The organism is Alteromonas aquimaris, from assembly GCF_026183695.1.
Classification (GTDB): domain Bacteria; phylum Pseudomonadota; class Gammaproteobacteria; order Enterobacterales; family Alteromonadaceae; genus Alteromonas; species Alteromonas aquimaris.
The window spans coordinates 39,647-55,539 of sequence record NZ_JAPFRD010000006.1 but is presented as its reverse complement, the minus strand read 5'-3'; the positions used below and the strand labels follow the sequence as shown (position 1 = coordinate 55,539).

Annotated in this window: 14 protein-coding genes; 11 read left to right on the top strand and 3 right to left on the bottom strand. The window is 47.3% G+C overall.

Annotated elements, in window-relative coordinates:
- Nucleotide 1: 1 nt before the first annotated feature.
- The 6 genes from OPS25_RS05855 to OPS25_RS05830 all read left to right on the top strand — a co-directional run bounded on the left by OPS25_RS05855 (nucleotide 2) and on the right by OPS25_RS05830 (nucleotide 4,089).
- Complete coding sequence (locus tag OPS25_RS05855) at nucleotides 2-1,012, top strand: cytochrome d ubiquinol oxidase subunit II (protein ID WP_265616720.1); 1,011 nt, start codon at nucleotides 2-4, stop codon at nucleotides 1,010-1,012.
- A gap of 12 nt (nucleotides 1,013-1,024) precedes the next feature.
- Nucleotides 1,025-1,486, top strand: coding sequence for a nuclear transport factor 2 family protein (locus OPS25_RS05850; RefSeq protein ID WP_265616719.1), 462 nt, complete (start codon nucleotides 1,025-1,027; stop codon nucleotides 1,484-1,486).
- 353 nt (nucleotides 1,487-1,839) lie between these two features.
- Nucleotides 1,840-2,304, top strand: a complete 465-nt coding sequence (locus OPS25_RS05845) for a GNAT family N-acetyltransferase (RefSeq protein WP_265616718.1) — start codon at nucleotides 1,840-1,842, stop codon at nucleotides 2,302-2,304.
- A gap of 105 nt (nucleotides 2,305-2,409) precedes the next feature.
- Complete coding sequence (locus tag OPS25_RS05840) at nucleotides 2,410-2,763, top strand: DUF1428 domain-containing protein (RefSeq protein WP_265616717.1); 354 nt, start codon at nucleotides 2,410-2,412, stop codon at nucleotides 2,761-2,763.
- 11 nt (nucleotides 2,764-2,774) lie between these two features.
- A complete protein-coding gene (locus OPS25_RS05835) occupies nucleotides 2,775-3,296 on the top strand; it encodes an O-acetyl-ADP-ribose deacetylase (RefSeq protein WP_265616716.1) in 522 nt (173 codons plus the stop codon).
- 151 nt (nucleotides 3,297-3,447) lie between these two features.
- A complete protein-coding gene (locus OPS25_RS05830) occupies nucleotides 3,448-4,089 on the top strand; it encodes a YitT family protein (protein ID WP_265616715.1) in 642 nt (213 codons plus the stop codon).
- Between the two features lie 10 nt (nucleotides 4,090-4,099).
- Here the strand turns inward: OPS25_RS05830 and OPS25_RS05825 are convergent, their stop codons facing one another.
- Nucleotides 4,100-4,996 (bottom strand): BadF/BadG/BcrA/BcrD ATPase family protein, encoded by an 897-nt coding sequence (locus OPS25_RS05825; protein WP_265616714.1) that lies wholly within the window; start codon nucleotides 4,994-4,996, stop codon nucleotides 4,100-4,102.
- A 264-nt stretch (nucleotides 4,997-5,260) separates the two neighbouring features.
- Between OPS25_RS05825 and OPS25_RS15910 the strand changes: the two genes are divergently transcribed.
- Nucleotides 5,261-6,205: a GGDEF domain-containing protein gene (locus OPS25_RS15910; RefSeq protein WP_265616713.1), complete on the top strand. Its 945-nt coding sequence runs from the start codon at nucleotides 5,261-5,263 to the stop codon at nucleotides 6,203-6,205.
- A 19-nt stretch (nucleotides 6,206-6,224) separates the two neighbouring features.
- Here OPS25_RS15910 and alr read toward each other — a convergent pair whose 3' ends face one another.
- Entirely contained in the window at nucleotides 6,225-7,298 is a 1,074-nt protein-coding gene (gene alr, locus OPS25_RS05815; protein ID WP_265616712.1) for an alanine racemase, read from the bottom strand.
- Nucleotides 7,299-7,433: 135 nt separating this feature from the next.
- Between alr and OPS25_RS05810 the strand changes: the two genes are divergently transcribed.
- Genes OPS25_RS05810 through OPS25_RS05795 form a run of 4 tightly spaced genes read left to right on the top strand, consistent with a single transcriptional unit; the run spans nucleotide 7,434 to nucleotide 13,912 of the window.
- Nucleotides 7,434-8,993: a sodium:solute symporter gene (locus OPS25_RS05810; RefSeq protein ID WP_265616711.1), complete on the top strand. Its 1,560-nt coding sequence runs from the start codon at nucleotides 7,434-7,436 to the stop codon at nucleotides 8,991-8,993.
- A 5-nt stretch (nucleotides 8,994-8,998) separates the two neighbouring features.
- A complete protein-coding gene (gene murQ, locus OPS25_RS05805) occupies nucleotides 8,999-9,928 on the top strand; it encodes an N-acetylmuramic acid 6-phosphate etherase (protein ID WP_265616710.1) in 930 nt (309 codons plus the stop codon).
- Complete coding sequence (locus tag OPS25_RS05800) at nucleotides 9,918-11,066, top strand: exo-beta-N-acetylmuramidase NamZ family protein (protein WP_265616709.1); 1,149 nt, start codon at nucleotides 9,918-9,920, stop codon at nucleotides 11,064-11,066. The genes murQ and OPS25_RS05800 overlap by 11 nt, the downstream gene beginning before the upstream one ends.
- Before the next feature lie 8 nt (nucleotides 11,067-11,074).
- Complete coding sequence (locus tag OPS25_RS05795; protein ID WP_265616708.1) at nucleotides 11,075-13,912, top strand: FAD-binding and (Fe-S)-binding domain-containing protein; 2,838 nt, start codon at nucleotides 11,075-11,077, stop codon at nucleotides 13,910-13,912.
- 45 nt (nucleotides 13,913-13,957) lie between these two features.
- Here the strand turns inward: OPS25_RS05795 and OPS25_RS05790 are convergent, their stop codons facing one another.
- Entirely contained in the window at nucleotides 13,958-15,799 is a 1,842-nt protein-coding gene (locus tag OPS25_RS05790; protein ID WP_265616707.1) for a glycoside hydrolase family 3 protein, read from the bottom strand.
- Nucleotides 15,800-15,893 lie beyond the last annotated feature (94 nt).

Here is a 15,893-nt window from a genome sequence, read left to right as displayed (position 1 = left end):
TATGCTATTTGAAAGTTTATCGTTAGAGACCCTGGGGAATATTTATATAGGTGTCTTCGGATTAGCGGTTTTACTCTACGCTATTCTGGACGGATACGATTTGGGAGTTGGCATCTTGTTACCCCCACGTCATGAACCCTTTCGCGACACGATGATTTCGTCCATCGGGCCATATTGGGATGCTAACGAAACCTGGTTAGTGCTTGCTGTAGGAATTCTGTTATTTGCCTTTCCTGATGCGCACAATCGATTCTTACAGACTTTGTATCTACCCGCAACGTTCATGCTTTTAGGCCTGATCATGCGCGGCGTATCGTTCGACTTTAGAGCGAAAGTGGCACAGGTCAAAAAACGTAAGTGGGATTTGTCTTTCAAATATGGATCCTTAGTGGTCACCCTGACCCAAGGCTATATGCTGGGTATTTATGTAACCGGGCTACGGACTGATTTATGGGCGCAAGGATTTGCTCTGCTTTCAGCAGTAGGCGTGTCTGCTGCTTACGCATTTATTGGCTCGTGCTGGCTAATCTTAAAAACCGAAGGCGAACTTCAGGAAAAGGCCTTTAAATGGGCAAAGCGTGGCCTTTTGGCGCTAGCACTGGGAATCAGTGCAGTGAGTCTGGCAAACCTCACCCTACACGATGATGTAAGAGAAATGTGGCTATCGGCTCCAACAGGATATTACCTAGCCGCCATTCCTATTGCCTGCTTTATCCTACTAAGCGGGTGCGCGGTTTCACTGAAAAAATTGCCTGAGTATAAAGGCCGCGCTGATTGGCTTCCTTTTGCTATTGCACTTGTAGTGTTCAGTCTGTGCTTCGCTGCCTTTGCCATCAGTTACTATCCGTATGTGGTACCCGGTGAAATGACCATTCAGGATGCCATCAGTTCAGCAGACTCGTTGCGCTTCCTGCTAGTGGGGATTGTAATCGTTGTACCCTGTATCTTGGCCTATACCTTATTAGTATATCGGATTTTTGCTGGTAAGGCTGAAGCCCTTACTTACTATTAGGAAGTTTATCTTATGCGGGTATTCGTTTTGCTTTGGGGTTTAGTCTGGGTGTTGGCTGCGACAGCTGAGATGGATGATGCGTCTGGTAGCACTTTTGCCCAACACTACTTTAAAGCATGGGAGGCTACCCAAATGCCCGATGCAAGCGAAGAAGAGCTAGACGCCTATTTAGCTTTACTTACGGATGATGTCGGCTATCAACACCTGCCCTATGTGACTAGCGGTCTGCGTACCGCTGGCGGCAAAGCAGAGTTGAAAAAAGGCTTGTTGCATTACTTAGGTTCCACCACGTCTTATCAGGCCACCCTCGAAAAAGTAATGGTGGGCCACAATGTCATCGTCATTCAGTACCATACGGTGGTCACTGGTGTTCATCCGGATACACAGCAAGCCACCTCCCTTGATTATCGTTCCGTAGATGTACTGGAGCTTGATGAGGGCAGAGTAGCCGTTATCCGGCATTACAGTAAATGATTCTCGATTAACTGGCTTTTAAAGCAACCGCCTTATGCAGAGTGAAATGGGTCCGAATAAACGCATAATTGGCAAAGGTCGGGGGGGGGGGGAAATGCATAAATCAGCTAACGCACTATTTCATTTACGGCGTTATCACCCGCACCGTTACACAAAATTTCTATACAACAGCCTCCTCACGAGATATATACTAGGTACTCACTACTTGGGACTAAGTAGCGAGTACTAGGCAGAATATGTAAAAGCACCAACCGCGCTGAACGCAGCCTGAGCGGGACCTCACCTCACCGCTGCTCAGCGAACATTGTTCTTTATCTTATTCACAACTGAAACAGCGTTATTTAAGTAGATCTATGCTCAACCAAACAATCTCCGTTGATGATCCGATGGCACCCGACATTGTGGGAATGCTCGAGAGCCACCTCATTGATATGCGTGCTACGTCTCCACCTGAATGTGTCCACGCCTTAGACGTTAACGCACTAAAAGCGCCTAATATTTTATTCTTTAGTATGCGGCAAGAGGGTCACTTACTCGGGGTGGTGGCGTTAAAAGAGCTGAGTGCTGTGCACGCGGAAATAAAGTCCATGCGGACATCTGCTGCTGCACGTCGAAAAGGTGTCGCTTCTGCCTTGTTAAGCCACCTTATTAATATCAGTAAAAAACGCGGTTACCGTACCGTAAGCCTTGAAACAGGTACCCAAGCATTTTTTGCTCCAGCGCATGAATTGTATAGGAAGTTTGGCTTTACTGAATGTGGTCCGTTCGCTGACTATCAACTCGATCCACATAGTATTTTTATGCAGAAGCATTTGTAGTTTTTTAACGGATTTCCCTTGCTTTATTAAGGTATGATTAATTAACACATCGTGCCAACTCACCCTATACTGTATTCATTCATACGATAAGTTACAGGCACATACATGGACTATGTAGACGGTTTCGTGGCGGCGGTACCTACTGACAAAAAACAAGACTATATCAAACACGCTACCTTAACCGCGCAATGCTTCAAAGAGTGTGGCGCACTTAAGGTGATTGAATGTTGGGGTGATGATGTACCAGAGGGTAAATCAACGTCGTTTATAAAGGCGGTTCAGTGTCAGGCTGATGAAACTGTAGTGTTTTCTTGGATTGTATGGCCCTCACGTGAAATTCGTAATATCGGCATGAAAAAAGTCATGAATGATCCCAGAATGAACAGCGACACCAATCCAATGCCATTTGATGGCTCCAGACTTATCTTTGGTGGTTTTAACGTTATTGTAGAAAATTAGAGTAATCCGCTTTGGCTAGAATCGAACTTCATCTAGGTGATATTACCCAACTAAAAGTGGATGCGATTGTGAATGCCGCAAACAATAGCTTATTGGGCGGGGGTGGTGTCGATGGCGCGATACATCGTGCTGCTGGTCCCGAACTTCTTGATTTTTGCCGCACGCTTAATGGGTGTGAAACCGGCCAAGCAAAAATCACTCCCGGCTTTAACCTTGCTTGTCGGTACGTCATTCATACAGTGGGTCCAGTATGGCGCGGGGGGGACAACGGCGAACCCGAACTTTTAAAATCGTGCTACAAGAAATGTCTCGATTTAGCCAACCAGTACCAGCTGGAATCCATTGCTTTTCCTGGCATAAGCTGTGGAGTTTTCGGATACCCTGCGAACAAAGCTGCACATTTATGCATTAGCACAATTAATGATACGTTAAACCACTCACCATCCTCCATACAGACGGTCTTCCTTGTCAATTTAGAGGAAACTATGCACCGGCTTTACCAACGGATCCTGGCGGAATTCACAACTGCCTAACAGCATGTTCACGCCACTGCAATAAAGTGTAAAGTGCACGCTACTGCATAACGTCTGCAAACCTTAAAAGGTTCACCTCAGCGCACAACCCGTTTGACATATACGCGTATAATAGGGCTTCTTACATAGCTCATCGAGGTTTAACAAGTCAATGAAACATAGCCTGCTTGAAGATTTTTTCGCATTGCTTTGCGCGGGTCTTTTTGTGTCCTTTGGATTAGTCCTCTTCCAGGCCCAGCAACTAATGGTGGGTGGTGCAGCAGGACTGGCTTTATTGGGTACTTTTTTCATTGAAATTGAGTTTGGATGGTTATTTTTTCTAATCAATATTCCCTTCTATTGGTTATCGTGGACAAAAATAAGCAGGCGTTTCACGATTAATACACTAATTACTGTAACTACGATATCTGTTCTTAGTGAATGGCTGCCCGAAGTGGTGAATATCACTCATGTAAATCCGTTGTTTGCCGCAATTTTTGGCGGAGTACTGATCGGGGTCGGCATGCTTATCATGTTCAGACACGCCTCTAGTCTGGGAGGGGTCGGGATTCTAGGCTTTTATCTGCAACAACGCTGGGGAGTAAAGGCGGGGGTGCTTCAATTATGTGTAGATACAGTTATTTTAACCTGTAGCTTGTTCGTTATAAGTTGGCCGCTCGTCGTTATTTCGATTTTAGCGGCTATTTGTCTTAATACGGTTATATCGCTTAACCACAGACCAGAACGGTATCAGTTCGCTACCAACGAAATTAAGCCAATTGGCCTTCCTGGTGCGCCAGCTCAAGGCAGCTAATTGCGGCAGACTATCGTTGGACTAACTGGCAACGTTCCTTATAAAACAAATAGACCGCCCCCCATTCTGGAGAATGTGCAACGGGTACCAGCGCATCACGCATCTCACAAGATAAATAAGGGGTAATCAAGGAAGCCACCCCGCCAGTTATGGCGAGTTTGCTGTTACCACTGTTTAAGGCGAGACTGGCAATTTTTGAAAGGTAGTCTGCTCCCTCTTTTACTATCTCCAGCGCCTTTTCATCACCTTTGTTCGCTGATTGCATAACTAACGGTGCTAACTTTCCAAAGACTGAAGGGGGCGCGTGATGGTAATGGTCCACCAATGCTTGTGCGGAGGGTAAACCTAGGTGCGAATGAATTGCTCGACAAAAGCCGGTTTGTTCGAACACCCCCTCCAGACTTTCCAGCAGGTGGATGATTGCCTGTTTCCCCAACCATGCACCACTGCCCTTATCGCCAAGTGTAAAACCATGCCCGCCGAAGTGGTGCAATGTGTTCTTTTGCCACGAGGCCGCACAGGATCCGGTACCCACAATGAGCAGAGCTCCCTCACCGCCGCCATGCGCACCAATAATGGCCGTGGCAAGGTCAGAAGTAAAATGGAAGGAAGCAAATGGATGCGCCCAGTTGATTAACGCATGGCGCGCAGAAGATAAATTTGCTCCAGCTAAACCTGCGGCCACATGCAAGTCGGCCAACCTCACGTGCGCGTGTAAGTCAGCAACGCGCAAAGCTTCAGTAATAACATCTAATAGAGATTGTTTTGCCTGTTTGACATCAGAGGCGACATTGGCCCCACCTGTTTCAGCTAAGCCAAGACATTCACCTTTGCTATTGAACAGCTTCGCTCGGCAACGTGTTCCCCCCCCATCGATGCCAATATAATAGCTAGTAGACTGCCCCACGATTTTTCCTCTGGTTACTTAAACGAAAAAACATCTTGATAAGTACTAAGCGCTCAAATATTTGCTTTTAACAGATTATGCACTTTACTGAGTTATAACGAATTAAAACTTCTCTCACAGCATAATCATTGCAACGAACCGCGATGGTTGAACAGTCTCGTAGCAAGTGTGAATGATAAGGGCGTGAGGGAAAAGGGAAAAATGAAGTGGCTAGAAGTGATAGTCGATGAATAAAAAAAAACCTCTGACGAATTTATCATCTTAGTGTTAAGTGGCGCTATTTCGCTGGGAGTGTTGCCCTTTATCGTTATTCGGTTTTTACAAAAAGACTGGATAATGGTCATTCTTAATATGTCTGCTTTTATCGGGCTCACCAGCGTTTTCGTTTACGTGAGTATTACCGGTCGTACTGCTATTGCTCGATGGATTATCGCGAGTTTGGCAGTCGTAGTCATGACGTTTACGGTTTATCTTAAAGGCTATCAAAATATCTTATGGATATTTCCTGCCCTCACTACCGTATTTTTCACCCTCACTCCCTATATTGCACTGACCATCGCGATGGCTTTTTTAGCAGTGGTAATTGCTATTGTCTGGCCAGAAATAAACAGTGTGATGAGCTTACAATTCTTTATCGCCACCGGTTCAACGATGCTTTTCTGTTTTACGTTTTCATATCGCATGCGCAAACATCAAGATGAATTAACTGTATTAGCAACCCAGGATACACTCACGGGCGTCGGCAACCGAAGAGCTTTAGAAGAGAAATTGATGGAACTGATTGAATCAATAAAACGTTATCCGAATCAATCCGCGTCACTGCTGTTAATCGACTTGGATGAATTTAAGTCGATTAACGATCGTTTTGGGCATAGTTTTGGTGATCAGGTATTAATCACCTTTACGCATACCATAGCCGACCGAATTCGTGTCACCGATAAATTATATCGCTTCGGGGGTGAAGAATTTGTGGTAATAGCGGAGAACACGTCACAGGAAGAAGCAGTTACTCTGGCAGAATCTCTCCGCCATGCTATTGAGGATATCAAGTTTATTGGTAAGTGCTCACTTACGGCTTCGTTTGGCGTAGCTCAATACCAAAAAAACGAAAATCAGTGGCATTGGCTGGAGCGGGCAGATATAGCGTTATACAAGGCGAAAGAATCAGGACGTAATACCACGTGCCCTGCACCCGACGTAACGTTCTAATCCTGGAAAATGACTATTCTTATTTTACAATCACGCGTGGCACGCGGGTGGACAAGCGGGTCATGAGTTCATAGGAAATGGTACCGGCCAGTTTAGCGACTTCATTTATCGACACTTGGGACCCCCACAGTTCTACCGTATCCCCTAATCGCACGTTAGGAATGTCGGTAACATCTATGTTTAACATGTCCATAGATACGCGCCCGACTAATGGTGCACGTTGTCCTCGGACTACAGTGGGCGTTCCATTGGGACAATGACGTGGATATCCGTCCGCATAACCAATACTCACTGTCGCGATAACGCTTTTTCTTGGCGCCACCCAGGTTTGGCCGTAACCGACCGATTCGCCACTGGTGATTGTTCGCAACGACATAATCGACGCCTGTAAGGTCATTGCAGGTTTAAGGGTTGAGCCTGCACTTAACTGTGGGAGTGGCCCACCACCATATAGACCCATCCCGACTCTATTCCATGCGGCGTGGGTACCAGGCCAACCTAACGTGGCCGGCGAATTGGCAATACTGCAATTAAGTTTATATCGCTGTTGAAGCGCGGCAAATTTATCCAGTTGGTGTTGCGTAAATCTATTGGACAGATCATCTGCACTTGCCAGATGGGTCACCAGAACTGTCTGCGCAGTCACTAAAGCTGCATATTCAGACATTACTTTATCAATATCTGCTAAATCAAAGCCCAGCCTATGCATCCCCGTGTCGATTTTGAACCACACGGGAGGCCGCCGGGAGGCCGGGGTTTTCGTTAACCAATCTAACTGCTGGTGGTTGTGAGCCACTAAAATGCAATGAAGCCTGGCAGCTTCTTCGCACTCCTGTGGTTGATGTGCGCCTTCAAAAATAACAATAGGCTCATCAATTCCCGCCTCACGCAAGATCAGTGCTTCTTCTGATATTGCCACCGCATAACACGGACATCGACCTTGCAAAATCTTTGCAACGTTCACCGCTCCGTGCCCGTAAGCGTCAGCCTTTATCACCGCCATGATCTTGCTGTCAGGGGTTAAGGCTGAAATGGTTTCATAATTGTGGATTAGCGCGTCGGCGTGAATAAGTGCCTGAGTTTGTCTACTCAACGGAATCTAAAACTGTTGTTTTTCATGTACTGCAAAGTGTAACACGTTATTGTCACCAGGTAATTCAACTCTGGGTGTTAACGATCTAATTTATTACGTGATATAACAGGCTATTCATAAGTCGTTGTGGCGCATATGTTCGAACAGTTTTCCGCCCTAGATGGAGTGGCGTTTCTTATTTACCTGCTGTTATTAGTGGGGAGTGGGTGGCTGATTAATCGTCGCCCCCACTCTGGCGAAAGCTATTTTCTGGGTAATCACGCCATGCCTGTAGCATTAGTGGCCATTTCGGTTGTGGCCACTTCACAGTCTGCGGCTACCTTTTTAGGCGGGCCCGATCAAGGTTACCGTAGTGATCTTACTTATCTGACCACCACTTTTTCTGCTTTGATTGCGGCAATTATTGTCAGCCGATTTTTGCTGCCCGCGTTTTATCAAAATAACGTTTTCACCGTTTACGAGCTGTTAGAAAAACGGTATGGCTCACCAGCGAGAAAATCTGCGGGATTGATGTACTTGTTAGGACGCGTATTTGCCAGCGGCGCGCGTTTATACATCGCTGCGTTGGCAGTATCGATGATTCTGTTTGCCAATATCGCCCCCACCAGCATTCTCGTTTCAATAGGCGTTATCATAGTATGTGGACTTTTCTACACGGTGAGCGGTGGTATTCGCTCGGTCATTTATTCGGATGCCATTCAGGCTGCCGTATATACGCTCTCAGCGATTACTGTTATAGCTGTGCTATTTGATAAAATTGCCCTCCCCTTCGACGAGATAATTAGCCAGCTGCAGGGGCAGTCGGAAGACGAAGCTTCCAAACTCAGATTCATTGATACTTCATTTTCGCTCGCCTCAGCACACGTTTTTTCTTTACCCAATATTTTGCTGGGTATGGTGCTGTTAAATGTGGCCGCGTTCGGTCTTGATCAGGACATGACGCAACGTTTACTTACTTGTCGCGATAAAAAGGCCGGTCAGCGAGCCCTGTTTATCTCAGTGTTAGTAACAGCCGCGGTGATGTTTCTATTTATTACCATCGGTTTATTACTCTATGTGTACTATAAAAACCTCTCGACTGCATTAATGGGGGACAGTCCCCACTACTTAGGTCAAACAGTGACAATCTTTCTCTATTTTGTGTTAACGGATCTGCCCGCCGGTGTAAAAGGCCTGGTAACGATAGGGATTATTGCAGCAGCGTTGTCGTCGCTAAATTCGGGGCTCAATTCTATGGCAAGTGTACTAGTACAAGATTTTTACGCGCCAATGAAACGAAAACAGAGACTAGAGGTTTCGCCAAGCCAATTAATTTTTGCCGGCAGACTGGCGATGACGCTTGTTGCAGTAGCCTTAGGCGGCATGGCCGTTGTGTGTTTTTACTGGCAACAGTACAGTGACACGCCGCTACTTCAGTTTGCCCTAAGCGTCATGATTTTTTCGTATAGTGGGTTGCTAGGTATATACATTATCAGTTTATTCACCCGCAGAGGAAATTATCATTCTGTTATCTGCGCGCTGTGCGCTGGTTTCGTCACCCCGCTGTTAATGCAGCCTTACGTGGTGACGCTCTATCCCGTTAGCTGGCAATTTGATCTAGCCTTCACCTGGCAACTTATCATTGGAACAGTAGTGGCGAGTGTCGTATGCTGGATAGGCAAGCCCCCCATCACCGAACACAAGGAATCTGCATAATAGCTATGACTAACCACCCCAGCGAAGACTTACTTGAGCAACTTCAAACGCTGACCTCGGAACAGCGTAACGCAGAAACGACAGCCCTGGATACGCTGGACACCATTGATATTCTGGCCAAAATTAACCACCAGGATGCATTGGTCGCGCCAGCCATAGCAGAACAGTTACCGCTTATCGCGCAAGCGGTAGATGCAATTGTCGAGGGCATGCAAAAAGGCGGACGGTTAATTTACGTGGGTGCAGGTACCAGTGGCCGCCTTGGAATTCTTGATGCGGCAGAATGTCGTCCCACGTTTAGCGTAGATGACACTTTGGTGGTCGGCGTAATCGCAGGAGGCAGCCAGGCAGTTCAGCATGCTGTAGAAGGCGCCGAAGACAATCCGACGCAAGGGAAACAGGATTTGGAGCTGTTAGCGGTAACTGTCAACGATATCGTAGTAGGTTTATCGGCCAGCGGACGTACGCCTTACGTTATCGGTGCGCTTGAATACGCGAATGCAACCGGCGCGCAGTCGGTTTCCGTAAGCTGCAATCCGCGCTCACCCATGACTAAAATTGCGCGCATCAGTATCTGTCCGCAGGTAGGGCCTGAAGTATTGACCGGTTCAACACGAATGAAAGCGGGCACCGCACAAAAACTTATCCTGAACATGCTTTCCACCACATCGATGATCAAGCTGGGCAAAACTTATCAGAATTTGATGGTTGACGTGGTAGCCAGTAACCAGAAATTGAAAGCTCGGGCTGTACGTATTGTGATGCAAGCAACAGAATGTAACGCGGCCGAAGCCGAGCACGCCCTGAGCCATGCCAAGCAAAATGCAAAACAGGCAATTTTAATGATACTTATGAACATTGATGCAGCTGAGGCTGCTGCATTGCTGGATAAAAACAAGGGATTCTTACGTAAGGCGCTTAATCATGAAAGCTAGTGTTGTGGGACTTATTTTCTTAGTGTTCAGCAATTGGGTGCAGGCCATTACCGTTGCAGCAGAACGGAGCGACCAGTATTTACCCTTATTACAAGGAAAAAATGTTGGCGTAGTCGTCAATCACACGTCTTTGGTGGATCAGCAGCATCTGGTGGAGTTTTTACTTTCAAAAAATATTAAAGTTACCAAAATATTCAGTCCTGAACATGGGTTTAAAGGTCAGGCATCGGCTGGAGAAAAGGTAAAAGATGAAGTAAGCACCTTACGTGAACTTCCCTTACTCTCCTTGTATGGCGAAACCAAAAAACCCACGCCATTTATGTTAAGCAATGTGGATATACTGATTTTTGATATTCAGGATGTGGGCGCACGCTTTTACACTTATATCAGTACCATGCACTATGTCATGGAAGCAGCTGCCGAACAGGGTATTCCGCTGGTGGTGCTCGACAGGCCTAATCCCAACGGCCGTTTTGTAGATGGGCCGCTTCGTGACATCTCGCAACAGTCGTTTGTGGGGATGCATCCTATCCCGGTTTTACATGGTATGACGGTAGGGGAACTGGCACTAATGATTAAAGGTGAGCAATGGATTAAGCAGGCAGAAAACCTGATTTTGCACGTCATTCCCGTGGCAAATTATAATAAATCCATGGCTTATTCGCTGCCCGTGCCGCCGAGCCCTAATCTCCCAAATGATACTGCTGTACGTTTGTACCCTTCATTGTGTTTTTTTGAAGCGACTTCCGTTAGCATTGGGCGTGGCACACCTTACCCTTTTCAGTTAATGGGTCACCACAAAGTTAAACTTGGTGAGTTTATTGTTACCCCAACCAGTCAACCAGCTGCAATCAGTCCTAAACTTGAAGGGCAAAAACTGTTCGCGCAAGATTTAAGAGCGAGCCCTGTGCATGGCCTGCAACTGAATTTTTTAATTCAGGCGTACCAACGTTTCAATGAAGCAGGGGAAGTCTTTTTTGACCGTCCTGGTTTTATGGACAAACTGGCGGGAACCAAAGCATTGCGTGAAGCCATTGAGCAAGGTCAGGACGAAATGACCATACGCGCCAGCTGGCAAGCGGAACTGGACAATTTCAGACGGCAGCGGGAACCCTATCTGCTATATCCCGTGCACTAAGCAGAAGAATGACAAATATCGGCAACATCAATACGACACTTCCGTTGGTCCAGGCCAAGGCGTTACATCAGCTGCCGGCGGCACAACAACAAGCCTTTATACACGCAGTCGAAGCATTGTTACCGCCGCACCAAATCGTCCGTGACCTTGCGCGCCGCATTGCATTTAGTACCGATGCCAGCTTCTATCAGCTCACGCCAAGTTTAATTTTACAGGTGGCCACCCCTGAACAAATGGCGCAGCTCATCAAATTGGCATACTCTCATACGGTGGCCATCACCTTCCGCGCAGCCGGTACCAGTTTATCAGGTCAGGCAGTATCGGATTCTGTACTGATAATGCTCACGCCTGACTGGCAGGAATGCAAAATCTTAGATAACGGGCGCAGAATTGCATTACAGCCAGGGGTTATCGGCGCCCGCGCTAACCGCTTACTTGCCCCCTATGGTCGCAAAATTGGACCCGACCCGGCGTCCATCAATGCCTGCAAAGTGGGCGGGATTGCCGCCAACAATGCTTCTGGAATGTGTTGCGGTATAAAGCACAACAGCTATCACACCTTGTCAGCCATGCACCTGATCCTGGCTGATGGCAGCGAGGTACGCACCGATGACAGCGAAAGCTGTGCCACATTCAGACAGTCACATGCAGGCTTACTCAATCAACTTGCCCAGTTAAGTGCTGCGATTAAGACAGACCACCCGCTTTGCGATCATATTCGACATCAGTTCAGGCTCAAAAATACCATGGGCTATGGCATTAATGCCTTGCTTGATTTTACCGACCCGCTGGACATGCTGGCGCATTTAATGATTGGCTCTGAAGGTACACTGGGGTTTATCGCCAACATTACCTATCACACCGTTAACGTATCAAGGTACCGCTGTGTAGGGCTATACGTGTTTTCATCCTTGCAGGAGGCGTGCGCCCTGCCAGCTCACCTCAAAGCATTAAATGTAAGTGCGGTGGAGTTAATGGATACCAACGCGTTACGCGCCGTTGCGCATTTGCTCGCTCGCTTTTCAACTAATCCCGTAAGAGATGGCCACGTTGCCTTGCTGATTGAATTCGGGGCCGAAAATGAGCATTCCTTGGATAATCTTCGCCACTCTGTGCAGACGCTAATAAATACTTCCGCAGGTGGGCAAGCTATCTGCGGATTTACCTCAGACCCCGCCACTATAGAAACATTATGGGCCATCCGAAAAGGCCTGTTCCCGGCAGTAGGTGCTGTACGCCAATCCGGTACTACGGTAATTATTGAGGATATCGCTCTGCCTTTAGACCAACTGGCAGAGGGGCTGCACGACCTGATCCAGTTATTTGAAACACACCACTATTCCGAGGCGATTATTTTCGGTCACGCACTGGATGGCAATGTTCACTTTGTATTCACCCAAGGCTTTGATACTGAGAATGAAGTCTTTCGTTACCAGGCGATGATGGAGGCAGTGGTTACGCTTATCACCCGCAAGTACGACGGTACGTTAAAAGCGGAACATGGTACAGGCCGCAATATGGCGCCCTTCCTATCACATCAGTGGGGGCAAAAAAGCGTTAATGTGATGCGAAAAATCAAGTCGTTACTCGACCCGTCAGGAATTTTGAATCCGGGAGTGATGCTTAACGACAACCCAAATACGCATCTGGAGAATTTAAAAGCCCTGCCTCCGGTTGATGACAAAGTGGACGCATGTATAGAGTGTGGCTTTTGTGAACCTAACTGCCCTTCGAAAAATTTTACCTTAACACCTCGTCATCGAATTGCATTGCAGCGCCGGGTTGAACAACTTACTCAGCCAGAACAACAGGAGATTGCAGCAGCGTTTCAACTGCTAGGGGTTGAATCCTGTGCTGCCACAGGGATGTGCGCCACCGCCTGCCCGGTCAATATTGATACCGGTGACTGGGTGCGAGACTTACGCAGTCAATCTAATCCCCATACAAAGCTCGCCCAGTTTTCAATGCACCACCTGTCCACGATAACCCGCGCCACCAGTAAAACCTTGTCGTTGGCAAAGTATGCCAGCCGACTTTTATCAGGGGCAGGGATGGAAAATGTAACGCGAAAGCTAAACAAACTCAGTGGCCGACGAATACCGGTTTGGCTGGAAACTACCCCAGCGGGCACTGCGCCGGAACACTCTGCGTCAGCTCAATTTGCCGACAAAGTGATTTATTTAACCAGCTGTCCCAATCGAATTTTTGGTAGCAACAAAAATCAACCGCCGTTGCAGCAGATTGTAATGTCGTTGCTGAATAAGGCACAAATAGAGGTCATCCTTCCTCATCAAGTCGAAAGCTTATGTTGTGGTCAACCCTGGCAGTCAAAGGGCTACGCTGAATTGGCGAAGGAAATTAACGGCTACACCAGCCAAGCTATAAATCGACTCAACGATGACAACCGTTTGCCGGTGATTACAGATGCCAGTTCCTGTGCCCTGCAGTTTCAGCAAAGTGGACAAACATACTGGGAACTGGGGGCATTTTTGCTTGACCGCGTGGTACCCAGGCTAAATATTACGCCGTTAGACGAAGCAATTCTTTTACACACCACCTGCTCGAGCAAACGCAGTAAGCAAGACGATATACTAAAACAACTGACTCAGTTGTGTGTTACGCGGGTCGTTGAAATAGATGACGTTAGTTGTTGCGGGTTCGCAGGCGATAAAGGATTCTGGCTCCCCGAACTGAATGCGTCAGCCTTAGCTCCACTAGCCAAAAGCGATCTTAGCCATTACCGCCGGGGGGTCAGTAATAACCGCAGCTGTGAGATAGGATTAAGCCGCTATAGCGGCGTTGAATTTTCTCATATTGCCTATTTGCTAGATGAGGTTAGCCGTTGATGCATCGCTAATATTTACCAATTAAATTACGTCGACTAACGAACCTTACTGCAATCCAAGCTCTACCGTCACGGGGAGGCTCCCTTGCGTTTTGCTATTTCCCAACAGCACTTCTGCGACACTTTCAAATACTGCTCCCGAGGCTTTGCTGTTATTCACTTCCACGTTGTAGCCATAGGTTGCTAGCGCCACATCTACATATTGTGCGAATTCTGCAACGAGGTATGGCGTGCGCAGCGCGATAAGCACTACAGGTATGGCGTTGTTTTTCGCTTCCTGCATGATGGGCTTGAGCCATTGCTGTTGCTGTTGATTACTAGCCCGTCGCCTTAGTTGTTCGGGAGGATCCATGCCGCCCATTTCGTAAGTCGAGTGCAACGGGGAGATGTCCCCGATAATCAATATGTCGTTAGCTGACAAACGTGGTGGTTTTACAGGGATCGTAGCTAGACTGGTACAGTTAATTTGAACAGCCGTGTTAACCTTTTTTACGCTGCGGATAAATGCGTCACATCGCGCGCTATCAGGCATGACAACCTGCCAGTTTCGCTTATCCGATAGCGGTAAAGCATTGTTGTCAATTAAAGTTGTTACAGAGTCTTTGGCTAGTTGCTTTTCAAGCTCCTTGTTTGCGGGTATCGGCAAGGCTTTTTTTGCGTTCTTTATCCTTACGTGTTTAGGCTGATTTATAAATTGCCCTACCTGAAACCGTTGTTTAAGCTGCTGGATACGCGTCAGAGAGGCAACTAACTCGCCGTTATCCAATTCGCCAGATTCGGCAGCAAGAGTAAGGGTCTGCTGCCATTGCCAAAAATCTTCAATATCGGCGTTACTCCTTATCATATAGGGCATTAACGCTATATCAGCGCCCGCTCTAAACGCATGCAACGTAGCGTCAGCCTGACTAAAAAACTGTGAAATCGCCTGCATATCCAATGCATCTGTCACGACAACCCCCTCATAGGCCAACTCCCGGCGCAACAAGTTATGCAGTATTTTTCGTGAAAGCGTAGCCGGTACTGTGGTGACGGTGCCCTTTGCGGTAACGAGAGTTGTATCGTCCAGGGCAGGATATTGGATATGCGCACTCATCACCATAGCCGGCGGCGTATGACTGGCAATGATGGTGCGAAATGGTAGCAGGTCCGTTGCGTTAATTTCCTGACGAGTATGGCTGACTCTGGGCAGACCTGAATGACTGTCCACATGGGTATCGCCATGACCGGGGAAATGTTTGATAGCACTTATCAGCTGCTGTTGCTGAAAGGCGGCCACGGTCGCTAACCCAAGTTGCGCAACCATTGCCGGTGACTCACCATAGCTTCTCACATTGATAACAGGGTTGGCAGGGTTAACGTTTACATCCACATTGGGGGCAAAATTGACGTTGATGCCGAGTAGTTTGAGAGCATTGGCTATACCATCAGCGACATATCTGGCGTAATCCACACCGTGATGTTTATAGGTGGCACCAATGGCCATATTACCCACAAAGCGGGTGGCAATATGATCCGGGAAACGAGCTACCCGCCCCCCTTCCTGATCAATAGCGATGAAAAGTGGTGGCAAATTGTGCTGCTTCATCAACTGTTGCATGTCATAAATAAATGTCACGACTTGCTCGATCGTTTGAATGTTTTCTGTAAACAGAATCACGCCGCCAATCTGCCCCTTTACCAGCACCGTAGCCAATTCATCGGTTAGATGTAGCACCGGCTTATTGCAATGTTGGTCGGCCTTGTTATCTGCACAAAAGTAGCGAAAATCCAGCATGATTTTCTGACCGATAATATGCCTTGTGTGCTGGTCGGAAATAGTCGTCCCAGCTCCTCTTGCTGAGGACACAATCAGGGTATATAACAAAATAGCCAACGGTAATGATTTCATTAACAACTACTTTTTAAGTGAAATTTAATTGCACAAGGTTTCAAACTCGATCTCATGCCAGTATGATAACAATCCATAATGGTGTGTACTCGCT